The sequence below is a fragment of the Dechloromonas aromatica RCB genome (assembly GCF_000012425.1).
Map to the genome: position 1 here is coordinate 3,524,731 of NC_007298.1, position 24,500 is coordinate 3,549,230.

Genomic DNA, 24,500 nt, shown 5'->3' on the forward strand with positions numbered 1-24,500 from the left:
TTTCATATGCTACGGGGGCTTGCGCCCCCGTAGCTTTAAGTCAAATCAAACAATCAACAGTCGATCAATAGATGTCGTGCTGGGTGTTGAAGACGTTGAACTTGCCGGTCGGGGTGATCATCTTCGGATCGGTGATCACCTTCTTCAGGGTCAGCGTCGCATCGTCATAAACCACGATGGCTGACTGGTCGGTCTTGCCGCCCCACAGGGAGATCCAGACTTCCTTGCCATCAGCGCTGTATTCCGGATGAACGGCACGGCGAGTCGCCTTGGTCACCGGCAGGCCGGAATCCTTGGCCACGTTGATAACCTTGACCGGCTTCGACAGGTCAGCCACATCCCAGATGGCAACGGATTCAGCCAGTTCCTTTTCCGGATTCTGCGGAGAGTCAGCCCACAGGTGCTTGGACTTCGGATGGGTCTTGACGAACAAATTGCCCGGAACGTGCTTCACTTCCTGAACAACCTTCCAGTTGTATTCCTTGAACTTGGCATCCGACTTCTTATCCGAAGGTGTGCTGATCAGGGTCAGGACATCGGCACCGAGGTGACCGGTGGTCCATACCGGACCAAATTTCGGATGGGTGAAGTTGGCGCCACGACCCGGGTGCGGGATCTTGGCGACATCGACCAGAGCGGCCAGTTTGCCGGTCTTGGTGTCAACCGCCGCGATCTTGTTGGACGCATTGGCAGCCACCAGGAAGTAGCGCTTGGAAGCATCCCAGCCACCGTCATGCAGGAACTTGGCGGAACCGATGGTCGTCGTCTTCAGATTTTCGATATCAGAGTAATCGACCAACAGGATCTGGCCGGTTTCCTTGATGTTGATAACCCATTCCGGCTTGGTGAAGGACGCGACGATGGAAGCCACGCGCGGTTCCGGATGGTATTCGCCATCAACGGTCATGCCACGGGTGGAAACGACCTTGCGCGGCTTCAGCGTATCGCCATCCATGATCACGTACTGGGGCGGCCAGTAGGAACCAGCCACGGCGTACTTGTCTTCAAAGCCCTTGAACTTGGAAGTATCGACCGAGCGGGCATCGAAACCGATCTTGACTTCTGCCACAACCGCCGGCTGTTCCATCCACAGGTCGATCAACGACAAGCGACCATCGCGACCGATCACATAAACGTAACGACCGGAAGCAGAAAGACGGGAGATATGAACGGCATAACCAGTCTTGACGATGCTGCGGATTTCCTTGGTATCGCCATCGATCAGCGCCACTTCGCCAGTGTCACGCAGGGTGACGGAGAACATGTTCTTCAGGTTGTACTTGTTCATCTGCTTGGTCGGGCGCTTGTCGACCGGCACCATGACCTTCCAGGAATCCATCGTATCCTTGAAGCTGTACTCGGGTGGCACATCCGGCGTGTTCTGGATGTACTTGGCCATCAGGGTCAGCTCTTCCTTGGTCAGGATGTCGTCGAAGTTGACCATGCCGCCATCGGTACCGTAACCGATAATTTTTTCCAGACGCTGCTGCCCAAGCTTCAGCGTACCGCCTTCGGTAACGTTGCCGTCCTTGTCCTTCTTCGTCCAGTGCGGCTCAAGGTTCTTGCCGGTAGCGCCCTTGCGCAGCACACCGTGACAACCAGCACAACGTTCAAAATAAATCTTCTTGGCCTGTTCTTTTTCGGCAGCCGTCATTTCCGGAGCCGCCTTGGCAGTTTCCTGAGCGAAGGCAGAACCCATGGCAAAAGCCATGGCGCTAAGTGCAAGCATCCCCACTACGTTTTTCTTCATCTTTCCTCTCCTAGAACGAATCGGTTCGCGCCTCGATCCCCGTAACGCGATGCTCGCTAGGTTGAACCTCCAGCCAAATCGCATCCTTGATGCTCATCAAGCTTTTAACCATAAGAAATCCTTTACATTCAAGCAAATATAGTCACATATAACTATCTAATTAATACTTTTTAACTAGCCATCTGAATTGATTTAACCCCCGCTATTGGCAGGCGCCTGTTCCAGCATTAGGATGGCCGCCAAACGGCTGAGATAACGCATGAACACTACAAAACAACTGCAGGGCGGCAAGGTCTGGCTGGTCGGCGCCGGTCCGGGCGATCCGGAACTTCTGACCATCAAGGCAGCGCGACTGATTTCAATGGCCGACGCCATTGTGTATGACCACCTGGTCGGCAATGGCATCATGGATATGGCCCGGGCCGATGCCCGCCTGGTCTATGCCGGCAAGGAATCCTCCAAGCACACGATGCCGCAGGACTCCATCAACCAACTACTCGTCGACCTCGCCAACGAAGGCTTGTCGGTGGTTCGACTGAAGGGTGGCGACCCGTTCATTTTCGGACGCGGCGGCGAAGAACTCGAAACCCTGGTCGCCTCCGGCGTTCCGTTCGAGGTGGTTCCAGGCGTCACGGCGGCCGCTGGTTGCGCTGCCTACGCAGGCTTCCCGCTGACCCATCGCGATCACGCCCAGTCGGTTACTTTCGTTACCGGGCATTTGAAGGACGGCACCGTCAATCTCGATTGGACCGCTTTGGCGCGCCCCTGCCATACCGTCGTCTTCTACATGGGCATCGGTGCCGCCGAGGAAATCTGCCGACAGATGATCAATCATGGCCTGCCTTCAATGACGCCCGCCGCTGTCATCCGCAATGGCACGCAATCCGACCAGCGAACCCTGCTCGCCACACTCGGCACCCTGCCCCATCGCATTGCCGAATCCGGCATCAAGCCACCGGCGCTGATCGTCGTCGGCAGCGTGGTCGGGCTGCACGAAAAACTCAACTGGTTCGAAAAACAATGAAATACCTCTGGTTAATCGCCGCCCTCTTCGCTGGCCAAGCCTATGCCTACTCGCCCGACGAGTTGCGCGGTGACTGCCAGGCAGCAGAGGAAATGTATGCCAAGCAAAAGAGCAGCGATCCTTATCACTCGATCCGCAGCGCCCGTTGCATCGCCTACGTCGCCGGCTTCGCTGACAGCTATGCCATCAGCGACTATCTGGCTGAAAAAATCGGCGTCAAACTGAACGCCTTCTGCCTGCCGAACGACCCGGATCTATCAATGCGACTGGTCCGCGCCGTGGTTATCCACGTCGAGCGAGTGCCGCCCAACACGACCATGAGCACCGCAACACTGGTAGCTGGCGCACTGGCAAAAGCATTTCCCTGTAGCGAAGCCCTTGAATCAAAGAAGTGATTCATGGATAATCCGGCCTCCACTCGCCCCGGTGGCGGAATCGGTAGACGCAGCGGATTCAAAATCCGCCGCCGAAAGGTGTGCCAGTTCGAGTCTGGCCCGGGGCACCAGTAACGACAAATCGGCTTTCCTGACGGAAGGCCGTTTTTGTTTATCACATGCGGATTCCTGCCCATGTCGTTGACCGTCGACGACTTCGACTTCCCCCTCCCCCCCGAACTCATTGCCCAACACCCAGCCGCCGAACGGCGTGGGAGCCGCCTGCTGCACGTCTGCGGCGAGCAACTTGTTGACCGCCGATTTGCTGACTTGCCAACGCTGCTGAAAGCCGGCGACCTGCTGGTCTTCAACGATACCCGGGTGATCAAGGCGCGCTTCTTTGGCCAGAAGGATACCGGCGGCCAAGTCGAAATCATGCTCGAACGCATTGTCGATGCGACGCATGCAATCTGCCAGGTGCGCGCCAGCAAGGCGCCGAAAGCGGGTAGCACGATGCGGCTGGCCGATGCCTTCACGGTCAAAATGACTGGCCGGGCCGGCGCCGACGGAGATTTTTTTGCGCTGGAACTGGCTGAGCCTGGCGATTTCTGGGAACTGTCGGAGCGTTACGGCAAGCTGCCGCTGCCGCCCTACATCGAGCACCCGGCCGAAGGTACCGATGAAACACGCTACCAGACGGTCTATGCCCGCGAACCGGGCGCTGTGGCTGCGCCAACGGCCGGACTGCATTTCGACGAAGACATGCTGGCTACGCTGCAGGCACAAGGCATCAATACCGCCTTCCTGACCCTGCATGTTGGTGCCGGCACCTACCGTCCGATGCGTGTCGAAAAAATCGCCGACCACCGGATGCACAGTGAACGCTTCGAGATTCCGCCAGCGACCGCCGATGCGATCACCACCACCCGCGCCGCCGGCGGCCAGGTCATTGCCGTCGGCACGACCAGCCTGCGCGCCCTGGAATCGGCCGGCAATGAGGATGGCACAGTACAGGTCGGCGGCGCCGAAACCAGTATTTTCATCACCCCCGGCTATCGCTTCCAGGTCGTCGACCGGCTGATCACCAATTTTCACCTGCCGAAGTCGACCCTGCTCATGCTGGTGTCTGCCTTTGCCGGCTACGACCACATCCGAGCCGCCTACGCCCACGCCGTCGCCGAGCGCTACCGCTTTTTCAGCTATGGCGACGCCATGCTTCTGGAACGAACAGGACAACCCTCCGATGCAATTTGATCTCCTGAAAACCGATGGTGTCGCCCGCCGCGGGACCCTGACACTGGCCCACGGGGTCATCCAGACGCCCGTCTTCATGCCGGTCGGCACCTACGGCACGGTCAAGGCAATGACGCCACAGTCGCTGAACGACATCGGCGCCCAGATTTGTCTCGGCAACACTTTCCATCTCTGGCTGCGGCCGGGACTGGAGGTCATCGCCGCCCACAAAGGCCTGCACGACTTCATGAACTGGCAGAAGCCGATCCTGACCGATTCCGGCGGCTTCCAGGTCTTCTCGCTCGGCGCCATGCGCAAGATCACCGAGGAAGGGGTCAAGTTCTCGTCGCCGCACGATGGCGCCAAGCTCTTCCTGACGCCGGAAATCTCGATGCAGATCCAGAAGGTGCTGAATTCCGACATCGTGATGATCTTCGACGAATGCACGCCCTACCCGGCGACGCATGAAGAGGCGGCCAAGTCGATGCGAATGAGCATGCGCTGGGCCCAACGTAGTCGTGATGAGCATAACAAGCTGGAAAACAGCAACGCGCTGTTCGGCATCGTCCAAGGCGGCATGCACGAAGACCTGCGCGATGAATCGGTGGCCGGTCTGTGCGACATCGGCTTCGATGGCATGGCCATCGGCGGCCTGTCGGTCGGCGAACCGAAGGAAGACATGGCGCGCATCCTCGCCCATACCGCGCCACAACTACCGACGCACAAGCCACGCTACCTGATGGGCGTCGGCACACCGGAAGATCTGGTCTATTCGGTCAGCGCCGGCATCGACATGTTCGATTGCGTGATGCCGACGCGCAACGCCCGCAACGGCCACCTGTTCACCCGTTTCGGCGACGTCAAGATCAAGAATGCACGCTACAAGTTGGACACCGGCCCGCTCGATTCGTCCTGCTCCTGCTATACCTGCACCAATTTCACCCGTGCCTACCTGCATCACCTGTTCCGCAACGGCGAAATTCTCGGCGGCATGCTGAACACCATCCACAACCTGCATTTCTATCAGACCATCATGGCCGAAATGCGCACGGCCATTGAGGTGGAACACTTCACCGAATGGGCTGCCGGCTTTGCCCGCGACCGTTCCTCGGGCCAGTGATAGAATCCTTCGTTTCGTTTTCAAGCAATCCGGAGTTTTAACAATGATTAGTCTCGCCCACGCCCAAACGGCGGCAGCTTCCTCTGACCCGACTGGCGGCCTGATGGGTCTGCTGCCGATGATCCTGATGTTCGTCGTGCTGTGGTTTCTGATGATCCGCCCGCAAATGAAAAAGGCCAAGGAACACAAGGCCCTGCTCGGTGCACTGGCCAAGGGCGATGAAGTCGTCACCCAGGGCGGTATCGTCGGCAAGATCGTCAAGGTCGGCGAAAACTATGTGACCGTCGAAATCGCCGAAGGCACCGAAGTCGTCGTGCAAAAACCTTCGATCGGCCTGGTTCTGCCGAAGGGCACGCTGAAGTCGCTGTAATCACCCCAAAAGGCGGCCCCAAGCCGCCTTTTTCGCTTTAAAGCCACTATGAATCGCTACCCTCTCTGGAAGTACATCACCATCGCTATCGCGCTGGTCATGGGCTTCGTCTACACCCTGCCCAATTTCTTCGGCGAATCACCGGCCGTGCAGGTTTCCAGCGCCAAGGCCACGATCAAGGTCGATGAAAAGGCCAAGGCCCGTGTCGAAGATTCCCTGAAGGCCGCCGGCATCACGCACGATGGCATCCAGCTCGACTTCAACGGCGTCAAGACCCGTTTCAAGGATACCGACACCCAGCTGAAGGCCAAGGATGCACTGGAAAAGGCCTTCAACCCGGACGCAGCCGATCCGCAGTACGTCGTTGCCCTTAACCTGCTGGCCGCCTCGCCGCAATGGCTGACCTCGCTGCACGCGCTGCCGATGTACCTCGGCCTCGACCTGCGCGGCGGTGTGCACTTCCTGCTGCAGGTAGACATGAAGGGGGCGTTGACCAAGCGCCTCGATTCGACCTCGGCCGACCTGCGCACCGTGATGCGCGACAAGAATCTGCGCCACGGCGGCGTAAACCGCGAAGGCGAGCGCATCATCATCAAGTTCCGCGATGCCGAAACGCAAAACAAGGCCCGCATCGCCATTTCCGACAGCCAGCCCGACCTGCTGCTGACCGATGCTGGCGATGCCGCCGAGCCGCGCCTGATCGCCACGCTGAAGCCGCAAGCCCAGCAGAAGATCGGCGAATTTGCGCTGAAGCAGAACATCACCACGCTGCACAACCGGATCAACGAACTCGGCGTCGCCGAACCGGTGATCCAGCAACAAGGCGCCGACCGCATCGTCGTCCAGTTGCCTGGCGTGCAGGACACGGCCAAGGCCAAGGACATTCTGGGTCGTACCGCGACCCTGGAAATCCGCATGGTCGACGACTCGACAGGCGCGCTCGACGCCGCGCTGGCCGGCAATCCGCCGTTCGGTACCGAGGTCTACAACGAGCGCGGCGGCCAGCCGCTGCTGGTCAAGAAGCAGGTGGTGCTGACCGGCGACCGCCTGACCGATGCCCAACCCGGCTTCGACAACCAGACCCAGGAGGCTGCGGTCCACCTGACGCTCGACGCCGCCGGCGCCCGCATTTTCAAGGACATCACCCGCGAAAACGTCGGCAAGCGCATGGCCATCCTGCTCATCGAAAAGGGCAAGGGCGAAGTAGTGACCGCGCCGGTCATCCGTACCGAAATCGGTGGCGGCCGCGTGCAGATTTCCGGCCGCATGACCACCACGGAAGCCAACGATACCGCCCTGCTGTTGCGTGCCGGCTCGCTGGCCGCCCCGATGGAGATCATCGAGGAACGCACCATCGGCCCATCCCTGGGTGCCGAAAACATCCAGAAGGGCTTCCATTCGACGATGTGGGGCTTTGCCGCGATCGCCGTGTTCATGATCATCTACTACCAGATGTTCGGTGTCGTTTCGGTGCTGGCGCTGGCTTCCAACCTGCTGTTCCTGGTCGCCATCCTGTCGCTGCTGCAGGCGACGCTGACCCTGCCCGGCATCGCGGCTATCGCGCTAACCCTCGGCATGGCCATCGACGCCAACGTGCTGATCAACGAACGGGTGCGCGAAGAGCTCCGGGCCGGCATGCCACCGCAGGCCGCCATCTCGGAAGGTTACGAACGTGCTTTCGGGACCATTCTCGACTCCAACATCACCACGCTGATCGCCGGCCTCGCCCTGTTGATCTTTGGTTCCGGCCCGGTTCGCGGCTTTGCCGTGGTGCATTGCCTGGGCATCCTGACCTCGATCTTCTCGTCCGTCGTCGTCTCGCGCGGCCTGGTCAACCTGATCTACGGTCGCCAGAAGAAACTGACCAAGGTCGCTATCGGCCAGCTCTGGAAACCGGGCGCCACGACGGCCGCCGGCCAGAAATAAGGAAAAACGAACATGGAATTTTTCCGCATCCACAAAGACATTCCCTTCATGCGCCATGCGCTGAAGTTCAATGTCATTTCGCTGCTCACCTTCATTCTGGCCGTGGTTTTTCTCTTTACCAAGGGCCTGCACCTGTCCGTCGAATTCACCGGCGGCACGCTGATCGAAACCCACTACGAGCAGGCAGCAGATCTCGAAAAGATCCGTGGCGCCCTTGGCAAGTCGGGCTTCAGCGACTTTTCCGTGCAGAACTTCGGTTCATCTCAGGATGTCATGATCCGTCTGCCGCTGAAGAGCGAGCAGAACACCAACCAGATCGGTGAGTCGGTCATGAAGGCGCTCGAAGCCGAAGCGCCGGGCTCGCAGTTGCGCCGCGTCGAGTTCGTCGGTCCGCAGGTCGGCAAGGAACTGGCTGAAAACGGTGCCATGGCTCTACTGCTGGTCGTCATTGGTATCGTGATCTACCTGGCCTTCCGCTTCGAATGGCGCTTCTCGGTCTCGGCCATCATCGCCAACCTGCACGACGTGGTGATCATCCTTGGCTTCTTCGCCTTCTTCCAGTGGGAATTCTCGCTGTCGGTACTGGCCGCCGTGCTCGCCGTACTGGGCTACTCGGTCAATGAATCGGTCGTCGTGTTCGACCGGGTCCGTGAAACCTTCAAGAAGGTGCGCGGACTGAGCACCCCGGAAGTACTCGACCATGCCATCACCAGCACGATCAGCCGGACCATCATCACCCACGGCTGTACCCAGCTGATGGTGCTGTCGATGCTGATCTTCGGCGGCGAGACCCTGCACTACTTCGCCATGGCGCTGACCATCGGCATCTGCTTCGGCATTTACTCCTCGGTGCTGGTCGCCAGCCCGCTGGTCATGTGGCTGGGTGTTTCCCGTGAGCAGTTCATCAAGGTGAAGAAGGTCGTCGAGGGTGCTAACGAAGACGGCGCCGTCGTCTGAGAATCAAAACTGCCCCATGAAAAAAGCCGCCAAATTGGCGGCTTTTTCTTTACCAGTTCGGCGTCTCGGCTGCTGGTGGCAGCGGAGGCGGCTCGGGCAACCAGCCGCCACTGGCACCATAAACAGCAGCCAGCGCCACCACCAGGGCGACGACAAAAGCGACCCAGCCGCCGCCGGTGGCCGATGGCCCTTCGCCCTCGCCCCAACCGGTAATCATCGGCTTGAGCAGTTTCTGTTTCTTGACGTGACCATAGAAGATGATCGCCCCCAGATGCAGCACCACAAAGCCGATCAGCAAATCGGAAACCAGATGGTGGATGCCCGTCAGGCGATTGCTCAGGTCATTGCCAACCAACGTAGCCAAGGGGCCATGGAAGGCGATGTCGTCATTACTGAACAAACCGGTCGCCACTTGCGCGGCCAGTAATGCGAGCAAGCCAAAGACCGACAGGGCGCCCAGCGGATTGTGCCCCTCTCCCTGCCATTCACCGCGCAGATAGGCCTTGATGGTGGCTGGCGTTGGCAGAAAATTGGCAAAGCGAGAATAGGTTGAACCGAGCAGCCCCCAGACCAGCCGGAAAACCACCAAGCCAACGATAACGAGGCCGATCCTGCCGTGCCAGACGATCAGTTTGCCGCCCAACTGGCCGCTGAGTACGGCGGCACCAACGCAGAGGACGAGCAACCAGTGGAAGAGTCGCGTTGGCAAATCCCACAAGCGAAAACGTTTGCTGTTCATATTCATGTCTTTTTATCGTTAAAAAAACAGGCACCCTCAGGTGCCTGCTGACGTGCGGCATGGCTGATTAGCGCTTGGCCTTGAAATCGTCGTGGCAGCCCTTGCAGGTGCCGCCCAGCTTGCCGAGTTGCTCCTCGACCGCACCCGCATCGCCGGTCGCCGCCACCTTGGCCATTTCGTTGGCTTCCTTGTTGAAAGCCATCGCGACCTTGCCCAGCTTTTCCTTGTCGGTCCAGACATTGGCCTTGGCGCGGGTTTCTTCCCAGCCCTTGCCCTTGTCGGTACCAGGCAGATACAGGGCGCCCATACCAGAATTGGCAATGGCCTGAATGGCGTTGGCTGCCTTGATCACCTCGTCCTTGTTGTAGTTGCCACCTTCGACATTCATCTTGATGCGCTGCATGTTCCAGGCCATGAAACCGTAGCCGGACTGGCGAAACTTGATGGCATCCTCGGGCTTGACCTGGGCGAAAGCAGTACCCGCCAGAGTCACGGCGAGCAGCATTGGTAACAGCTTGAATTTCATGTTGATTCTCCGTTGTTGTCAAAACTTGGCATGGCCAGTTTGCGGAAGCGATTGAAGCAGAATTGTCGCAACAATCATAGCCTTGAATCAATGCCAGGCACTTATTTCAACAAGGGGCTTTCTGTAGTGCAGCCCTGCAAGCGCTGACGCCCCCATTTAAAAACGGATCGATCAGAATCAATAAATTCAGGAAAGATCAAAGAGAACAAGGAAAAAGAACAATATTCTGCCGTCCCAACACCAAATCTACCAAGAGCGTGCACGATGTACGAATATCGGGAAGAGGATCGGCAAGGGTACAGTCAGTCGATTGTCGATCAACTGGGTCGGCGCTCATTCTGGATATTCACCCTGCTCGCCCTGGTCGCCATTGCCGCCTATGCGATCTTCGAGAGTCAGACCGCCAGCGACCGTGCCGGCGCGGCCGAAATCAACCTGGCTGGGCGACGACGCATGCTTTCCCAGCATATTGGTCTGCTCGCCAGCCAATTGCTGCACCGGAATGCCCCACAGGAAACACAACAATTAGCCGATGCCATCAATGACATGGCACAAATCCACGACATGTTGCTCAGGGATGCCCGCGGGCACGGCTTTCACAACCCCGAAGACGAAGAGATAGACAACCCTTTGACCCCCGCCGCGGTCATTGCGGAAATGCAGCATTTTCTGAGTCTGGGTCAGAAACTGGCCACCACTCCCTACGACTCGCCGGAATATCGTCCGCTTGCAGAAGAACTGGTTGCCTTGAGCTTGCAAGTCCTGCCGGATCTGGATCGACTGGTCGGCCTCTATCAGGCGCAAAGCGAACAGCGGACCGATGCACTGCGCTTTCTGCAAGCCTGCGCGCTGGTCGCGGCGCTCTGCCTGCTGGCCTTTTCCGGGCTCGGCATCCTGCGCCCGCTGATCCGTCAGGTCAGGCACGCCCTCGAAGAGCAGGAAAAATCCGAAACGGCGCTACGTCATGCCATCGAGGAAAACCGCCTGATCCTGGAAACCACGGACGAAGGCATGTTCGGTATCGACCGCAATGGATACATCCGTTTTGCCAATCGGGCAGCGGCAACCATGCTGGGGCGCGATGCCAGCAGCCTGGTCGGCCGCCACCACCATCCGGAAATCATCACCAGCAGCACCGGCTGCCCGATTTGCCGAATGTTGGCCAGTGCAGGCCCTACACGGGTGTCAGACGGCTGGTTCAACCATGGCATTCCCCAGCCAAACGCTGCCGAGCCGATCACCTTTCCGGTTGAATACTCGGTGGCAGCGCGGCCCGACGGCGAAGGGACCATCATTTCCTTCCGCGACATTGCCGACCGCCATGCAGCCGAAATCAAGCTGCAGCGCTTCCAGCAACGCCTGGTGGATGCAATTGAGGCCATGGACGACGCTTTCGCGCTATTCGACGGCGAGGACAGATTAATTCTCCACAACCTGCGTTTCGCCGAACTTTTTTCACCAGAAAGCAGCACCATTCGCATTGGCATGAGTTTCAGCGAATTTATCCACGACATCGCTGTGCAAGGACTTTATCCGCAAACCACGGATGGCGGAAACGACTGGCTGGCAACGAGAATGGAGATGCACCGCCAGGCAGCCGGTTCAAGTGAAATTCCGCTGGCTAACGGCAGCTGGCTGCGAATTACCGAACGCCATACGCGCGAGGGTGGCACTGTCGTCATCTGGTCCGATGTCAGCAACCTCAAACGGGCGCTGATTGCAGCCGACCAGGGCAGCCAGGCAAAATCCGAATTTCTGGCCCGGATGAGCCATGAACTGCGCACCCCGCTCAATGCCATTCTTGGCTTCGCCCGGGTGCTGGAGAAAGATGCGGCCAGCCCGCTGAATGATGCGCAGCAGGAATACGTCCACCACATCCTGCACGGTGGCCAGCACTTGCTCGGACTGATCAACGAAATTCTCGACCTCTCAGCGATCGAGTCCGGCAAACTCAAGGTCGAGATTGAAGATATTGACCTCCCATCCGTACTGCACGAATGTCTCGCCCTGATCAAGCCGCTCGCAAGCAACCGCGAAATCACCCTGAAGATCAGCGGCAGCGAAAGTGCCACCGTTGCTGCTGACCGCAAGCGCCTGAAGCAAGTCCTCCTCAACCTGCTCTCCAACGCGATCAAGTACAACCGCCATGGCGGAGAAGTCCAGGTCAACATCGGCGCAACACCGAGCGGCATCCGGCTGGACATCAGCGACACCGGCCAGGGAATTCCTCCCGAGCTTGCCCAGCGAGTCTTTCAGCCCTTCGACCGCCTCGGCCTGGAAAACAGTGAAGGCACAGGCATCGGGCTCGCCATCACGCGCCGACTGGTCGAGCTGATGGGCGGTAGCATCTGCTTCGAGAGCACCGTGAATATCGGCACGACCTTCCGGGTCGAGCTGGTACCGGCTGGCCAGCAAGGTCTTGCCCCTGCCGACGAAAGCCAGACAGCACCACCAGCCCAATTCCTGACGCGACAGCCGGAATTGGCCGCGCCAGCGGCCCCCTGTCTGCTGGCGTTCGGACTTAGCGCCGAGGATGCCCAGTTGCTGCGTCTGGTTGCCAGCACACTCCGCGAGGTTCGGCTGATCGAATCAGACGATGCGGCCGCCGTTCAGAGCATTCTCGACGAGTCGCCCTGTCGGGCAATCATCATCGATGAAACCAGGCTGCCTGCATGGCTCGCTGCCGTGCCACCGAAAGACGGCTGGCCACCGCTGATCGCCCTGAGCATCGCCCCCACCGAGGCCATGAAACAAATTGATTCAGTGCCATACTGGCAACTCAAACCGATCAAGAGCCGAGAAATGGCCCGCTTACTAAGAGAGATCGTACGATGATCCCCCCTCTGCCTTCCCGGCTCCCGGGCGAACGCTTCCATAACGCCCGGATACTGGTCGTCGACGACCAGCCAAGCAATGTCCGGCTGCTTGAAGTTTTCCTGGCCGAGGCCGGCTACCGACACGTCGAAGGCATCACTGATCCGACTCTGGTACTGGAAAACATCGACCGCGAGCCAGTCGATCTGATCCTGCTCGACATGAGGATGCCCATCCTCGACGGCCTCGCCGTGCTGACCTTGCTGCAGGATGCCATTCGCCAGGAAGGCCTGCAGATCATCGTACTGACCGCCCAGACCGAGCGAGAAACGCGCCTTGCCGCGCTTTCCCGCGGGGCTCGCGACTATCTGGTCAAACCCTTCGACAACGAAGAGGTGCTTCACCGGATTCACAACGCGCTGGAAGCCCGCTTCCTCTATCAGGACCGGGAAAACGAAGCAGAACGACTGGAAGAGATGGTGACCCTGCGCACCGGCCAGCTCGTCGAAACGCAGCTCGAACTGGTGCGCTGCCTGGCCCGGGCCGGGGAGTTCCGCGACAACGATACCGGTTCCCATATCCTGCGTGTATCGATCGGTTGCTACCTGCTGGCCCAGGCTGTCGGCCTGCCCCGCCGCGATGTCGAACTGATCCGCTATGCCTCGATGATGCACGATATCGGCAAGATCGGCGTCCCTGACCGGGTGCTGCTAAAGCCCGGCAAACTGACACCCGAGGAGTTTGAGATCATCAAGACACACTGCCGTTACGGTGTGGACATCCTTGGTGATTACGACGCCGACGTCACCAGCATGGCGCGAACCATCGCGCTAACCCACCACGAACGCTGGGACGGCAACGGCTATCCAGAGGGCTTGAAAGGCGAGGATATTCCCATTGAAGGGCGGATCACGGCGATTATCGACGTCTACGACGCACTGACTTCCGAGCGCCCGTACAAAAAAGCCTTCTCGCCGGACGAGGCGCTCCAGATCATCAACGACGCCTCCGGCACTCAATTCGACCCGCAGCTGATCGAGCATTTCCTGTCCATTCAGGAGGTGTTCCGGCAAAAAATCCAGGAAATGCTGTGCAAGCTGCTGTAAGCAGCCTCAAACACTCGTCGTGGTGGTGGAGTCGCTCAGACCGCGAACAGATGTTTGACGCGCAGCGCCGGCGAACCTGACTCGATGGCCAGCAAGCGGGCGATATTCGGATGCTTGCCCGGATTGGCCCGTTCATCCTCGGTATGCTCGGCAAAGATCTCCAGGCCCTTCTTGGCGGCTTCGACGTTGATCGAGCCGTAGGTCTGTGCCAGATGGTTGTAGACCGCCAGTGAGCCTTGACTACCGGCCTTGTTCTCGATGGCGGCAACGACGTTGCCCTCGGTATCGAGCAGATTGATGGCAGCCAGATGCGAGATGCCCGGCAGTTTCTTCAAGTTTTCAGCAAAAGACATTTATTTCCATTCCCGTTTGGCTTTGACCAGTCCGATGATCAGCCCGGTGGTAAAGGTAGCAATCGGCACCGCGAAGGCAATCCCCTTGATGCCGCGTACGGCGCCAAAGTGATAGAGCAGCCAGAGCATGGGCAGCAAACCGAGGAAAAGGCCAATCGACCCTCCCCGGATAGCGCCACGGATCACTTCCTGATCCGTGGTCTTGCGATCACCGGTGCAATGCGGACAGTAGATCGCGTCCGCCGGCACTTCCTGGCCGCACTTGCTGCATTTCATAGATTAGATCCGCTTGGCCAGTTCGGCCGCCTTGCCGGTGTAATCCCACGGCGTCAGCTTGAGCAGTTCGGCCTTGGCAGCTTCCGGAATGTCCAGCGTCGAGACAAAAGCCTGCATGCCTTCGCGGGAAACGCGGGTGCCACGGGTCAGTTCCTTCAGCTTTTCGTAGGCGTTTGGCACGGCGTAGCGGCGCATCACGGTCTGGATCGGCTCGGCCAGCAGTTCCCAGTTGGCATCAAGATCGGCCTTCATCGTGTCGGCATTGATTTCCAGCTTGCCCAGCCCCTTCAACAGCGAGTCGTAGCCAAGCAGCGCATAACCAAGACCGACGCCCATGTTACGAAGCACGGTGGAGTCAGTCAGATCACGCTGCCAACGGGAAATCGGCAGTTTTTCGGCCAGATGCTTGAGCATGGCGTTGGCCAGGCCGAGATTGCCTTCGGAGTTTTCGAAGTCGATCGGATTGACCTTGTGCGGCATGGTCGAGGAACCGATTTCCCCAGCCTTGACCTTCTGCTTGAAGAAACCAAGGGAGATGTAGCCCCAGACGTCACGGTCGAGGTCGACCAGGATGCTGTTGGCACGGGCGAAAGCGTCGAACAGCTCGGCCAGCGCATCGTGCGGCTCGATCTGGATGGTGTAGGGATTGAAGGTCAGGCCGAGCGATTCGACGAAGCGCTTGGCGAAGCCTTCCCAGTCGTAGCCGGGATAGGCGGCGAGGTGGGCATTGTAGTTGCCGACCGCACCGTTGATCTTGCCGAGCAGTTCGACCGCGGCGATGCGGGCACGGGCGCGTTGCAGGCGGTAAGCCGTGTTGGCCATTTCCTTGCCCATCGTCGACGGCGTCGCCGGCTGGCCGTGGGTGCGGCTCATCATTGGCACTTCGGCATGCGCATGCGCCATTTCGGTCAGCTTGGCGATAACCTTGTCGAGCATCGGCAGCATGGCCTGCTCGCGGGCGCCCTGGCACATCAAGGCGTGCGACAGATTGTTGATGTCCTCGGAGGTGCAGGCGAAGTGGATGAATTCACTGACCTTGACGACCTCGACATTGCTCTTGGTCTTGTCCTTGATCCAGTACTCGAGTGCCTTGACGTCGTGGTTGGTCGTCGCTTCGATGGCCTTCACCTCGGCAGCCTCGGTCGGGCCAAAGTTGGCGACCAGCGCATCGAGTTCGGCCACGGTAGCGGGCGAGAAGGCAGCGATCTCGGCGAAATGCGACTCGGCGGACAAAGCCTTCAGCCATTCGATCTCCACTTTCAGGCGGGCGCGGATCAGGCCAAATTCGGAAAAATGCTCGCGCAGGGCGTCAACCTTGCCGGCATAGCGGCCGTCGAGCGGGGAAAGGGCAGTCAAGGGATTGAAGGTCATAAGATCATCCTTTTCGGTAAGCCGGTGATTTTACCCGTCCGACGAAGCGCTGCCCATACGCTATAATCGAACTCCCCAAATCAGAGCGCTCGCGATGAAGCTTATCGGCTCCCATACCAGCCCCTACACACGCAAAGTGCGTATCGTGCTGGCCGAAAAGAAAATTGATTACGAATTCGTCATCGACTCCCCGTGGCTGGCCGACAGCTCGGTGCCGGACATCAACCCGCTGGGCAAGATTCCCGTCCTGGTACTGGATGACGACACCCCGCTCTTCGACTCCCGCGTCATTGTCGAGTACATCGACAATGTCACGCCGAACAACAAGCTGTTCCCGGCACCGAATCGTGAGCGGATCGAGGTCAAGCGCTGGGAAGCACTGGCCGATGGTCTATGCGATGCCGCCGTCGCCGCCCTTCTTGAAGGCAAGCGCCCGGCGAAGGAGCAGAGCGCCAGCTGGATCGAGCGCCAACGCGACAAGGTGACTCGCAGCCTCGAATTCATGTCAAAGGAACTGGCGGAAAAGACCTTCTGCATGGGTACCCATATTTCCATGGCCGACCTCGCTGTCGGCACCGCCCTTGGCTACCTGTCCTTCCGCTTCCCGGACATCGAATGGCATGCGGCTCACCCGAATCTGGCCAAGCTGTACGACAAGCTGATGCAGCGTCCGGCCTTTGCAGAAACAATTCCGCACGACTAAACCGGGTTTCAGGCAATCAGAGGGCGCCACTGGCGCCCTCTTCATTTCACCGAAATGAACCTAAGCCAACTTGGGCGGTCTTCCTCTTAATCCCATCCAATCAAGAGGATATCCGGCATGATCATCCCGGCCGACGACGCCACACCGATCGACACGATCGCTCACGCACTGACGGTGGCGCTCGGCGCGCGAGACCACTACACCCGCATCCATTGCGATCGCGTCGTCAACCTCTCGGCTGAACTCGGCCAGCACATCGGCCTGAACAGCGAGGAATTGGAAAGGCTTTCCCTTGGCGCGCGCTTCCATGACCTCGGCAAGATTGGCATTCCCGACATTGTGCTGCGCAAACCGGAGCCCTTCGAGGCGCACGAATGGGAATGCATGAAGCAGCACGTGCTGATCGGCGAGCAGATCGTTCTCGCCATCAACGGCGGGCGGGCCAGCCGCATCGCCCGCACGGTGCGCCACCACCATGAGCACTTCGATGGCTCAGGCTATCCGGATGGCTTGACGGGAAGCCAGATACCCCTGGATGCCCGGATTATCTCGGTAGTCGACAGCTACGATGCAATGATCGCCCGGCGTCCCTACCAAAATGCCCGCGACCATCAGGCGGTGATGGACATTCTGATCAGCGAATCAGGCACCAAGCACGACCCTGATCTGGTCCATGCCTTTGGTGCCATCATCGAAAAATCGGCGAGTCGTGCCAGCGAAGACTGAGTGGCTCAGCGAATAACGCCGCCGCCGAGACAGACCCGGCTTTCATACAGCACGACCGACTGCCCCGGCGTCAGCGCCCACTGCGGCTCGGCAAAGCGGATTTCGCAGCTTTCGGCATCGACGCGTTCGACTTCGCACGGCTGATCCGAGGTCCGGTAACGCGGCTTGGCGGTATAGACCCAGTGTGTATGCGGTTCATTGCCTGAGACCCAGCTCAGTTGCTCGGCAACCAGATCGCCCTTCAACAAGGCTGGGTGATCGTGACCCTGAACGACATAGAGCACGTTCTTTTCCATATCCTTGCCGGCCACGAACCAGGCGTCGTGATCGCCGCCACCCGGATGCCCCTTTTCCTTGATGCCACCGATGTGCAGCCCCTTGCGCTGACCCATCGTGTGAAACATCAGGCCATCGTGTTCGCCCATCACCTTGCCGTCATCCAGACGACGGATTTCGCCTTTCTTGGGCGGCAGGTAGCGCGACAGAAAATCCTTGAACGGCCGCTCACCGATGAAGCAGATACCGGTCGAATCTTTCTTGGCCGCAACATGCAGGCCTTCCGCCTCGGCGATCTTGCGCACGTCGCGTTTATAAATATCGGCCAGCGGGAACAGCGTCTTCGACAACTGCGCCTGATTCAGGCGATAGAGGAAATAGCTCTGGTCCTTGGTTCCATCTTCGGCCTTCAGCAACTGGAATTTTCCATCGAATTCGCGGACGCCGGCGTAGTGGCCGGTGGCGATTTTCTCGGCCCCCAGCTGCATGGCATGATCAAGAAACGCCTTGAACTTGATTTCCGAATTGCACAGGATGTCCGGATTCGGCGTCCGTCCCGCCTGGTATTCGCTGAGGAATTCGGCAAAAACCCGCTCGCGATACTCGGCGGCGAAATTGACTACCTCGACGTCGATGCCGATCTTGTCGGCCACACTCATCACGTCGATCAGATCCTGGCGCGACGAGCAGTACTCTTCGGTGTCATCGTCTTCCCAGTTCTTCATGAACAGGCCGATCACGTTCCAGCCCTGCTGCTTCAGCAACAGCGCCGCAACCGACGAATCAACGCCGCCGGACAAGCCAACGACCACGGTTTTCTTAGACATCGGGCCCAGCCCCTTTCTTCCATTCAGCCAGCGGCAAAATCACCGCTGGTTGTCCATTATCGACGAACCAGCTATCGACGACGAAGAGCGCCGGCTCACCATCGCTTTTTTCCTCGATCACCGCCGACCAGTGCACCGGAATCAACCCGGCAAAATTTCTGGCCTCCGGCTCCAGCACGCGATGCCAGCGCAGATAGCCACGTGCCGTCAGCAGGCGCAGCAAACGCGTGGTCGACGTCGAGTGATCGATGCAATCCATTTTGCCCGACACATTGTCATCCGCGTAGTTGCCGCCGCGATCATTATGAATATCCGACTGCTCGCCAGCCCAGCCGTACAAACGGCCGATGACCCCGGCAAGAACATTCCGCTCCGAAGCCGCGTCGACCGCGGAAAACAGCATACGGCGAATCTGGCCAAGCTGGCCTTCGGTATAACGAATCCGCGTCTGCACCAGGCAACCATAGCCATGGCAGATGCGCACGCTTTCATCGGCCACGGCGAAACCGGCCAATGCAAGCAGCAGCGCGGCCCACCAGTGGCGCATCAGCCGTAATGAACCAGCAAATCGAGCGGGCAACGTTTGCCGGCGATCTGGTCTTCGATACAACGCAAGATCAGCGGGCTGCGATGGCGGGCCTGGGTGGCCTTGACCTCGTCCAGCGTCAGCCAGCGGGCCGCCACGACGCCGTCATCGAGCGGTCGCCCGGCCTCGTACCCCCGCAATTCACCACCAAAGGCGAAGCGCAGGTAGGTCGTATCCTCCTTGGTCGGATGCGTCCAGTTATAGACCCCGATCAGATAAGTCGGCTTGAAGTGATAGGCCGTTTCCTCGAGCGCCTCGCGCACCACGGCATCGAGCAGCGACTCCCCCTCTTCAAGGTGGCCAGCCGGCTGATTGAAAGCCAGCCCGGCCTCGGTTTCTTCCTCGACCAGCAGGAATTTTCCATCGCGCTGAACGACAGCGGCAACGGTGACATGCGGTTTCCAGATCATGCTCATGCTCAAACGGCAAAAGCGTTATTTTACCTGCTGATTTCGGCTAGAATTATGGGCTTTTACAGGCGCAACACGGAGAATCGAACATGTCCATGTCGGATCGCGACGGCTTTATTTGGCAAGACGGCAAACTGGTGCCCTGGCGCGAAGCCACCACCCACGTCCTCACGCACTCCCTGCACTACGGCATGGGTGTCTTCGAGGGTGTCCGTGCTTACAAGACCGAACGCGGCACGGCGATTTTCCGCCTCAAGGAGCACACCGAGCGCCTGTTCCGTTCGGCCCATATCTTCCAGATGCAAATGCCCTTCTCGGCGGAAGAGCTCAACGAAGCGCAGAAGGAAGTGATCCGCGCCAACAATCTCGAATCCGGCTACCTGCGTCCGCTCGCCTTCTACGGCTCGGAAAAGATGGGCGTTTCGCCCAAGGGCGCCAAGGTGCACGTCATCATCGCTGCCTGGCCGTGGGGCGCCTACCTCGGCGAAGAGGGCATGGAGCGCGGCATCCGTATCAAGACGTCGTCCTACACCCGCCACCATGTGAACATCACCATGGTGCGTGCCAAGGCCTCTGGCAACTACATGAATTCCATCCTCGCCAACAACGAGGCGACAGGTGACGGCTACGACGAAGCCCTGCTCCTTGATCCGGAAGGCTATGTCTGCGAAGGCGCCGGTGAAAACATCTTCATCGTCAAGAACGGCAAGCTGTACACGCCGGACCTGACCGCCTGCCTCGAAGGCATCACGCGCGCCACGGTGATCCAGCTGGCCAGCGAAATGGGCGTCGAGGTCATCGAAAAGCGCATCACGCGCGACGAAGTCTATTGCGCTGACGAAGCCTTCTTCACCGGCACCGCCGCCGAAGTGACGCCGATCCGCGAACTCGACAACCGCCAGATCGGTGTCGGCCATCGCGGCCCGATCACCAAGGCGCTGCAGGAAAAGTATTTCGACGTGGTCTATGGCCGCTCCGCTGCGCACGCCGACTGGCTGGCCACCGTCTAATCAGGGAGATAACGATGTCCGACAACAAAGCTGTTGAAATCACCGCCCACGACCTGCCGCTGCACTGCCCGACACCAAATGTTGCGCTGTGGAGCCAGCATCCGCGCGTTTTCCTCGACGTGCTGAAGACCGGTGAAGTAACCTGCCCGTACTGCTCCACCAAGTATGTCTTCAAGGGCGAAGCGCCCAAAGGTCATCACTAATCACCGGGTGGCGGGTCGCAAGCCCGCCACTTTTGCATGAACAAGGCCCTCATCGTCGCCCCCTCCTGGATTGGCGACACGATCATGGCGCAACCGCTGTTCGCGCGCTTGCACGCCAATCATCCCGGCTTGCAGCTCGACGCCCTGGCGCCACGCTGGGTAGCCCCTGCCCTGCAGCGAATGGATGAAATCCGCGATGTCGTCGACAGCCCGTTCGGCCACGGCCAGCTATCGCTGAAGGCCCGCTGGCGACTGGCCCGCGACCTTGCCGCCCGCCATTACGATACCGTTTACGTCCTGCCCAATTCGCTAAAATCGGCACTCGTGCCGTGGATGGCCGGCATTCCACAACGCATCGGGTTCACTGGCGAATCCCGCTTTGGCCTGATCAACGTTCGCCACACGCTCGACAAGCAGGCGCTGCCGCTGATGCTTGAGCGCTTTACCCAGCTGGCCGAACGACCGGGCGCGCCGCTACCCAAGCCGATCGCCCACCCCAGAATTCGCTCGAGCGCAGCCGATCAGGCAAAAACGCTGGTTGAACTAGGTCTGGAGCGCCCGGCCCGCATCGTCGCCTTCTGTCCCGGCGCCGAATACGGCCCGGCCAAGCGCTGGCCAGCAGCCCATTTTGCTGCACTGGCCAGGCAACTGGCTGAAACCGGCCACTCCATCTGGCTTTTCGGTTCGCCGAAAGACCGCGCCGTCGCCGAAGAAATCTCACTGCTTGCCCCAGGCCTCTGCCGCAACCTGTGCGGCGCCACTTCGCTAACCCAGGCCATCGACCTGCAGGCCATGGCCGAACTGGTCGTCTGCAACGACTCCGGCCTGATGCACGTTGCCGCCGCGCTCGACCGGCCGATCGTCGCGCTGTATGGTTCGTCGTCACCGGGTTTCACGCCGCCGCTCTCCGACAAGGCCGACATCCTCAGCCTGCAACTCGACTGCAGCCCCTGCTTCAAGCGTGAATGTCCGCTCGGCCATCTCGACTGCCTGAACAAACTGTCCCCCGAACAGGTTTTCGCCGCCTGCCAGAAATGGATCTCGCGATGAGCAAGCCAGCCAATTTCGCCTCGCCCGACGACGTCGAGCACGCTTTCTACGAAGCCATCGCCCGTGGTGATGCCGACCTGCTGATGCTGGTCTGGGCCGAGGACGAAGAAACCGTCTGCGTTCACCCAACCGGCGTCCGCCTGCTTGGCGAGGCTCCGATCCGGGAAAGCTGGCGCAGTATCTTTGCCAACGCAAAAATCCATGTTCAACCCGAACTCGTCACCCATTGGCAGGGAACGGTGATGGCCATCCACCACCTGACGGAAACCCTGTTTGTCGGGGACGACCCCAGCCCGCACGGCCCGCTGCATGTTACCCACGTTTATGTGCGCGGCGCCCATGGCTGGCGAATGGTCAGCCGGCATGCCTCCGCGGCGGATGACAGTCATCAGGCAATGGCCGAAGCCGTGCCGCACACCTTGCATTGAGCCCCTACAAAGCGCCGAGCTGGCTGCCCGGCGGCCAGGCACAAACCCTCTGGCCGCTGTTAATCAAGCCAAAGCCAATCGAGCTGCGCCGCGAGCGCTGGGACACACCGGATGGCGATTTCATCGACGTCGACCACCTTGACGGCCCGGCCGATGCGCCGCTGCTGGTCCTTTTCCACGGACTGGAAGGCAGTGCCCGCAGCCATTACGCCATTTCAACCGTCCACGCCTGCATGCAAGCCGGCTGGCGCCTGGCACTGCCCCACTTCCGCGGCTGCTCGGGCGAACTGAACCGCCGTCCCCGCGCGTACCATTCGGGCGATTCCGAGGAAATCGACTGGATCCTGCGCCGCCTGCGTACGGGTAACTACGAGCGCCGCCTGCACGCCGCAGGGGTTTCACTGGGCGGCAATGCCTTGCTCAAATGGGCCGGGGAACGCGGTACGTCAGCCACCGAACTGGTCACCGGCGTCGCCGCCTTTTGCCCGCCGCTCGACCTCACCGCCTGCGGCCACCATCTGGCTCGCGGCTTCAATCGCATCTATACGCAGCATTTCCTGAATACGCTGAAAGAACGCTCAGCGGCCCGTCTCCGGCTGTTTCCTGGCCTCTTCGATGCCGCGCTGATGCAAAAGGCGGGCAATCTTTATCAGTTCGATGATGCGGTAACCGCCCCGATCCATGGCTTTGCTGGCGCCGATGATTATTGGCAGCGCGCTTCGGCCAAACCCTGGTTGAAATCCATCGCGGTACCGGCGTTGGTGGTGAACCCGAAAAATGATCCATTCCTGCCAGCCAGCCACTTGCCCACGCCCGCCGATGTCAGCGCGTGCGTCAGACTGGAACAGCCGGCCACCGGCGGCCACGTCGGCTTCGTCAGCGGCAGTTTCCCGGGAAACCTGGACTGGCTTCCGCAAAGACTCTTACACTTCTTCACTTGCGAAACAACTTAGCCAAACACCATGCGCCAACTCCCCGCTGAGATATTCAAGGCCTACGACATTCGTGGCATCGTCAACAAGACCCTGACCGCCGATGTCGTCCGCCAGATTGGTCATGCACTCGGCTCTCTGGCTGCCGAGCAGGGCCAGAAGGCGATCGCCGTCGGTCGTGATGGCCGCCTGTCCGGCCCCGAACTGGCCTGTGCGCTGATGGAGGGAATATGCGCCGCCGGCGTTGACGCCATCGACGTGGGCTGCGTACCAACCCCGGTCACCTACTTCGCCGCCTACGAACTTGGCTGCAACTCCTGCGTTTCGGTCACCGGCAGCCATAATCCGCCGGACTACAACGGCCTGAAAATGGTGATCGGCGGCACCACACTGGCCCTCGATGCGATACAGGACCTGAAAAAACGTGCCGAAACCGGCAATCTGAAGCACGGCAAGGGCGAACGTCGTAGCGCCAACGTGCTGCCGGCCTATGTTGAAAGAATCGTCGGCGACGTCAAGCTGGCCCGCCCGATGAAGATCGTCATGGATTGCGGCAACGGTGTGGCCGGCGTGATCGCCCCGGAACTGTTCAAGCGCCTCGGCTGCGAAATCGTCCCGCTGTTCTGTGAAGTAGACGGCAATTTCCCGAATCACCATCCTGATCCGTCGAAGCCGGAAAACCTGGCCGATGTGATCAAGGCACTCAAGGAAACCGATGCCGAGATCGGCATCGCCTTCGACGGCGACGGCGATCGACTGGGCGTCGTCACCAAGGATGGCGAGATCATCTTCCCGGACCGCCAGCTGATGCTCTTCGCGGCCGACGTGCTGTCCCGTGTACCGGGCGGCCAGATCATCTACGACGTCAAATGTACTCGCCTACTGGCACCGTGGATCAAACAACATGGCGGCGTGCCGCTGATGTGGAACACCGGCCACGCACTGGTCAAGGCCAAGTTGAAGGAAACCGGCGCCCCGCTGGCTGGCGAAATGTCCGGTCACACCTTCTTCAAGGAACGTTGGTACGGCTTCGATGACGGCCTGTACACCGGTGCCCGCCTGCTGGAAATCCTGAGCCGGGCGGCCGATGCCAACCCGATCCTGAAAAATCTGCCCAATGCCCCGTCAACCCCGGAACTGAACATCAAGATGGCCGAAGGCGAACCCTTCGCGCTGATCGACAAGCTGAAAACCGAGGGCAAGTTTGACGGCGCCGAGGAAATCATCACGATTGACGGTGTGCGGGTGGAATATTCTGACGGCTTCGGGCTAGCCCGCCCGTCGAACACCACGCCAGTCGTCGTGCTGCGTTTCGAAGCCGACAACGCTGCCGCCCTGGAACGCATCCAGCGCGCTTTCCGTCAGTCGCTCAACGCCATCTGGCCAGGCATCCAGTTACCCTTCTAAGGA

At 59.8% G+C, this 24,500-nt stretch carries 26 protein-coding genes and 1 tRNA gene; 18 read left to right on the forward strand and 9 right to left on the reverse strand.

Going from position 1 to position 24,500, the window contains the following annotated elements:
* Positions 1-64 precede the first annotated feature (64 nt).
* Positions 65-1,750 (reverse strand): cytochrome D1 domain-containing protein, encoded by a 1,686-nt coding sequence (locus DARO_RS16740; RefSeq protein WP_011289000.1) that lies wholly within the window; start codon positions 1,748-1,750, stop codon positions 65-67.
* A 259-nt stretch (positions 1,751-2,009) separates the two neighbouring features.
* Here DARO_RS16740 and cobA point away from each other — a divergent pair, with 259 nt between their 5' ends.
* The 8 genes from cobA (at position 2,010) to secF (ending at position 8,754) form a co-directional block, all read left to right on the forward strand.
* Positions 2,010-2,774, forward strand: coding sequence for a uroporphyrinogen-III C-methyltransferase (gene cobA / locus DARO_RS16745; RefSeq protein WP_011289001.1), 765 nt, complete (start codon positions 2,010-2,012; stop codon positions 2,772-2,774).
* Positions 2,771-3,169, forward strand: a complete 399-nt coding sequence (locus DARO_RS16750) for a Rap1a/Tai family immunity protein (protein WP_011289002.1) — start codon at positions 2,771-2,773, stop codon at positions 3,167-3,169. Before cobA ends, DARO_RS16750 begins: the two co-directional genes overlap by 4 nt.
* A gap of 25 nt (positions 3,170-3,194) precedes the next feature.
* A tRNA-Leu gene (locus DARO_RS16755) sits at positions 3,195-3,279 on the forward strand.
* Positions 3,280-3,343: 64 nt separating this feature from the next.
* A complete protein-coding gene (queA, locus tag DARO_RS16760) occupies positions 3,344-4,402 on the forward strand; it encodes a tRNA preQ1(34) S-adenosylmethionine ribosyltransferase-isomerase QueA (protein WP_011289003.1) in 1,059 nt (352 codons plus the stop codon).
* A complete protein-coding gene (gene tgt, locus DARO_RS16765) occupies positions 4,392-5,501 on the forward strand; it encodes a tRNA guanosine(34) transglycosylase Tgt (protein ID WP_011289004.1) in 1,110 nt (369 codons plus the stop codon). The genes queA and tgt overlap by 11 nt, the downstream gene beginning before the upstream one ends.
* Positions 5,502-5,544: 43 nt before the next feature.
* Positions 5,545-5,871, forward strand: coding sequence for a preprotein translocase subunit YajC (gene yajC / locus DARO_RS16770; RefSeq protein WP_011289005.1), 327 nt, complete (start codon positions 5,545-5,547; stop codon positions 5,869-5,871).
* A 48-nt stretch (positions 5,872-5,919) separates the two neighbouring features.
* Positions 5,920-7,797 (forward strand): protein translocase subunit SecD, encoded by a 1,878-nt coding sequence (gene secD / locus DARO_RS16775; protein WP_011289006.1) that lies wholly within the window; start codon positions 5,920-5,922, stop codon positions 7,795-7,797.
* Between the two features lie 12 nt (positions 7,798-7,809).
* Positions 7,810-8,754, forward strand: a complete 945-nt coding sequence (gene secF, locus DARO_RS16780) for a protein translocase subunit SecF (protein WP_011289007.1) — start codon at positions 7,810-7,812, stop codon at positions 8,752-8,754.
* Between the two features lie 49 nt (positions 8,755-8,803).
* On the opposite strand, the gene DARO_RS16785 is transcribed toward secF, so the two are convergent.
* On the reverse strand, positions 8,804-9,493 hold the full coding sequence (locus tag DARO_RS16785) for a cytochrome b/b6 domain-containing protein (protein ID WP_041225157.1): 690 nt from the start codon (positions 9,491-9,493) through the stop codon (positions 8,804-8,806).
* A gap of 67 nt (positions 9,494-9,560) precedes the next feature.
* Positions 9,561-10,019, reverse strand: a complete 459-nt coding sequence (locus tag DARO_RS16790) for a cytochrome c (RefSeq protein ID WP_011289009.1) — start codon at positions 10,017-10,019, stop codon at positions 9,561-9,563.
* A 264-nt stretch (positions 10,020-10,283) separates the two neighbouring features.
* Between DARO_RS16790 and DARO_RS21915 the strand changes: the two genes are divergently transcribed.
* Positions 10,284-12,854 carry an ATP-binding protein gene (locus DARO_RS21915; RefSeq protein WP_011289010.1) on the forward strand — a complete coding sequence of 857 codons (2,571 nt, stop codon included), beginning with the start codon at positions 10,284-10,286 and terminating at the stop codon, positions 12,852-12,854.
* Positions 12,851-13,939 (forward strand): HD domain-containing phosphohydrolase, encoded by a 1,089-nt coding sequence (locus tag DARO_RS16800; RefSeq protein WP_011289011.1) that lies wholly within the window; start codon positions 12,851-12,853, stop codon positions 13,937-13,939. Before DARO_RS21915 ends, DARO_RS16800 begins: the two co-directional genes overlap by 4 nt.
* 35 nt (positions 13,940-13,974) lie before the next feature.
* Here the strand turns inward: DARO_RS16800 and DARO_RS16805 are convergent, their stop codons facing one another.
* From DARO_RS16805 to purB, 3 genes are read right to left on the reverse strand one after another with little or no spacing between them, the layout of a single operon-like run.
* Complete coding sequence (locus tag DARO_RS16805; RefSeq protein WP_011289012.1) at positions 13,975-14,292, reverse strand: DUF2322 family protein; 318 nt, start codon at positions 14,290-14,292, stop codon at positions 13,975-13,977.
* Positions 14,293-14,568 carry a zinc ribbon domain-containing protein gene (locus tag DARO_RS16810; protein WP_011289013.1) on the reverse strand — a complete coding sequence of 92 codons (276 nt, stop codon included), beginning with the start codon at positions 14,566-14,568 and terminating at the stop codon, positions 14,293-14,295.
* A gap of 3 nt (positions 14,569-14,571) precedes the next feature.
* A complete protein-coding gene (gene purB, locus DARO_RS16815; RefSeq protein ID WP_011289014.1) occupies positions 14,572-15,939 on the reverse strand; it encodes an adenylosuccinate lyase in 1,368 nt (455 codons plus the stop codon).
* 94 nt (positions 15,940-16,033) lie between these two features.
* On the opposite strand from purB, the gene DARO_RS16820 reads away from it, so the two are divergent.
* The gene (locus DARO_RS16820) at positions 16,034-16,642 is read left to right on the forward strand and encodes a glutathione S-transferase (RefSeq protein WP_011289015.1); all 609 of its coding nucleotides are present in this window, start codon (positions 16,034-16,036) and stop codon (positions 16,640-16,642) included.
* Positions 16,643-16,759: 117 nt separating this feature from the next.
* Positions 16,760-17,368 (forward strand): HD domain-containing phosphohydrolase, encoded by a 609-nt coding sequence (locus tag DARO_RS16825; RefSeq protein WP_011289016.1) that lies wholly within the window; start codon positions 16,760-16,762, stop codon positions 17,366-17,368.
* Positions 17,369-17,373: 5 nt separating this feature from the next.
* Here the strand turns inward: DARO_RS16825 and mnmA are convergent, their stop codons facing one another.
* The 3 genes from mnmA to DARO_RS16840 are packed head-to-tail and all read right to left on the reverse strand — an operon-like array spanning position 17,374 to position 19,473.
* Complete coding sequence (mnmA, locus tag DARO_RS16830; RefSeq protein ID WP_011289017.1) at positions 17,374-18,471, reverse strand: tRNA 2-thiouridine(34) synthase MnmA; 1,098 nt, start codon at positions 18,469-18,471, stop codon at positions 17,374-17,376.
* Entirely contained in the window at positions 18,464-19,018 is a 555-nt protein-coding gene (locus tag DARO_RS16835) for a hypothetical protein (RefSeq protein ID WP_011289018.1), read from the reverse strand. Before DARO_RS16835 ends, mnmA begins: the two co-directional genes overlap by 8 nt.
* Positions 19,018-19,473: an NUDIX hydrolase gene (locus DARO_RS16840; protein ID WP_011289019.1), complete on the reverse strand. Its 456-nt coding sequence runs from the start codon at positions 19,471-19,473 to the stop codon at positions 19,018-19,020. Before DARO_RS16840 ends, DARO_RS16835 begins: the two co-directional genes overlap by 1 nt.
* Before the next feature lie 83 nt (positions 19,474-19,556).
* On the opposite strand from DARO_RS16840, the gene DARO_RS16845 reads away from it, so the two are divergent.
* Genes DARO_RS16845 through DARO_RS16870 form a run of 6 tightly spaced genes read left to right on the forward strand, consistent with a single transcriptional unit; the run spans position 19,557 to position 24,497 of the window.
* Complete coding sequence (locus tag DARO_RS16845) at positions 19,557-20,477, forward strand: branched-chain amino acid transaminase (RefSeq protein WP_011289020.1); 921 nt, start codon at positions 19,557-19,559, stop codon at positions 20,475-20,477.
* A gap of 14 nt (positions 20,478-20,491) precedes the next feature.
* A complete protein-coding gene (locus tag DARO_RS16850) occupies positions 20,492-20,680 on the forward strand; it encodes a zinc-finger domain-containing protein (RefSeq protein WP_011289021.1) in 189 nt (62 codons plus the stop codon).
* A 36-nt stretch (positions 20,681-20,716) separates the two neighbouring features.
* Positions 20,717-21,730, forward strand: coding sequence for a lipopolysaccharide heptosyltransferase II (gene waaF / locus DARO_RS16855; RefSeq protein ID WP_011289022.1), 1,014 nt, complete (start codon positions 20,717-20,719; stop codon positions 21,728-21,730).
* Positions 21,727-22,158, forward strand: coding sequence for a nuclear transport factor 2 family protein (locus DARO_RS16860; protein WP_011289023.1), 432 nt, complete (start codon positions 21,727-21,729; stop codon positions 22,156-22,158). The genes waaF and DARO_RS16860 overlap by 4 nt, the downstream gene beginning before the upstream one ends.
* Complete coding sequence (locus tag DARO_RS16865; protein WP_011289024.1) at positions 22,155-23,111, forward strand: alpha/beta fold hydrolase; 957 nt, start codon at positions 22,155-22,157, stop codon at positions 23,109-23,111. The genes DARO_RS16860 and DARO_RS16865 overlap by 4 nt, the downstream gene beginning before the upstream one ends.
* A gap of 9 nt (positions 23,112-23,120) precedes the next feature.
* Entirely contained in the window at positions 23,121-24,497 is a 1,377-nt protein-coding gene (locus tag DARO_RS16870; RefSeq protein WP_011289025.1) for a phosphomannomutase/phosphoglucomutase, read from the forward strand.
* Positions 24,498-24,500: the final 3 nt, after the last annotated feature.

What these genes read in the sequence shown, in the direction of transcription:
- DARO_RS16740 (WP_011289000.1), bottom strand. Translation starts at nt 1,750, where the DNA reads ATGAAGAAAAACGTAGTGGGGATGCTTGCACTTAGCGCCATGGCTTTT.
- cobA (WP_011289001.1), top strand. Translation starts at nt 2,010, where the DNA reads ATGAACACTACAAAACAACTGCAGGGCGGCAAGGTCTGGCTGGTCGGC.
- DARO_RS16750 (WP_011289002.1), top strand. Translation starts at nt 2,771, where the DNA reads ATGAAATACCTCTGGTTAATCGCCGCCCTCTTCGCTGGCCAAGCCTAT.
- queA (WP_011289003.1), top strand. Translation starts at nt 3,344, where the DNA reads ATGTCGTTGACCGTCGACGACTTCGACTTCCCCCTCCCCCCCGAACTC.
- tgt (WP_011289004.1), top strand. Translation starts at nt 4,392, where the DNA reads ATGCAATTTGATCTCCTGAAAACCGATGGTGTCGCCCGCCGCGGGACC.
- yajC (WP_011289005.1), top strand. Translation starts at nt 5,545, where the DNA reads ATGATTAGTCTCGCCCACGCCCAAACGGCGGCAGCTTCCTCTGACCCG.
- secD (WP_011289006.1), top strand. Translation starts at nt 5,920, where the DNA reads ATGAATCGCTACCCTCTCTGGAAGTACATCACCATCGCTATCGCGCTG.
- secF (WP_011289007.1), top strand. Translation starts at nt 7,810, where the DNA reads ATGGAATTTTTCCGCATCCACAAAGACATTCCCTTCATGCGCCATGCG.
- DARO_RS16785 (WP_041225157.1), bottom strand. Translation starts at nt 9,493, where the DNA reads ATGAACAGCAAACGTTTTCGCTTGTGGGATTTGCCAACGCGACTCTTC.
- DARO_RS16790 (WP_011289009.1), bottom strand. Translation starts at nt 10,019, where the DNA reads ATGAAATTCAAGCTGTTACCAATGCTGCTCGCCGTGACTCTGGCGGGT.
- DARO_RS21915 (WP_011289010.1), top strand. Translation starts at nt 10,284, where the DNA reads ATGTACGAATATCGGGAAGAGGATCGGCAAGGGTACAGTCAGTCGATT.
- DARO_RS16800 (WP_011289011.1), top strand. Translation starts at nt 12,851, where the DNA reads ATGATCCCCCCTCTGCCTTCCCGGCTCCCGGGCGAACGCTTCCATAAC.
- DARO_RS16805 (WP_011289012.1), bottom strand. Translation starts at nt 14,292, where the DNA reads ATGTCTTTTGCTGAAAACTTGAAGAAACTGCCGGGCATCTCGCATCTG.
- DARO_RS16810 (WP_011289013.1), bottom strand. Translation starts at nt 14,568, where the DNA reads ATGAAATGCAGCAAGTGCGGCCAGGAAGTGCCGGCGGACGCGATCTAC.
- purB (WP_011289014.1), bottom strand. Translation starts at nt 15,939, where the DNA reads ATGACCTTCAATCCCTTGACTGCCCTTTCCCCGCTCGACGGCCGCTAT.
- DARO_RS16820 (WP_011289015.1), top strand. Translation starts at nt 16,034, where the DNA reads ATGAAGCTTATCGGCTCCCATACCAGCCCCTACACACGCAAAGTGCGT.
- DARO_RS16825 (WP_011289016.1), top strand. Translation starts at nt 16,760, where the DNA reads ATGATCATCCCGGCCGACGACGCCACACCGATCGACACGATCGCTCAC.
- mnmA (WP_011289017.1), bottom strand. Translation starts at nt 18,471, where the DNA reads ATGTCTAAGAAAACCGTGGTCGTTGGCTTGTCCGGCGGCGTTGATTCG.
- DARO_RS16835 (WP_011289018.1), bottom strand. Translation starts at nt 19,018, where the DNA reads ATGCGCCACTGGTGGGCCGCGCTGCTGCTTGCATTGGCCGGTTTCGCC.
- DARO_RS16840 (WP_011289019.1), bottom strand. Translation starts at nt 19,473, where the DNA reads ATGAGCATGATCTGGAAACCGCATGTCACCGTTGCCGCTGTCGTTCAG.
- DARO_RS16845 (WP_011289020.1), top strand. Translation starts at nt 19,557, where the DNA reads ATGTCCATGTCGGATCGCGACGGCTTTATTTGGCAAGACGGCAAACTG.
- DARO_RS16850 (WP_011289021.1), top strand. Translation starts at nt 20,492, where the DNA reads ATGTCCGACAACAAAGCTGTTGAAATCACCGCCCACGACCTGCCGCTG.
- waaF (WP_011289022.1), top strand. Translation starts at nt 20,717, where the DNA reads ATGAACAAGGCCCTCATCGTCGCCCCCTCCTGGATTGGCGACACGATC.
- DARO_RS16860 (WP_011289023.1), top strand. Translation starts at nt 21,727, where the DNA reads ATGAGCAAGCCAGCCAATTTCGCCTCGCCCGACGACGTCGAGCACGCT.
- DARO_RS16870 (WP_011289025.1), top strand. Translation starts at nt 23,121, where the DNA reads ATGCGCCAACTCCCCGCTGAGATATTCAAGGCCTACGACATTCGTGGC.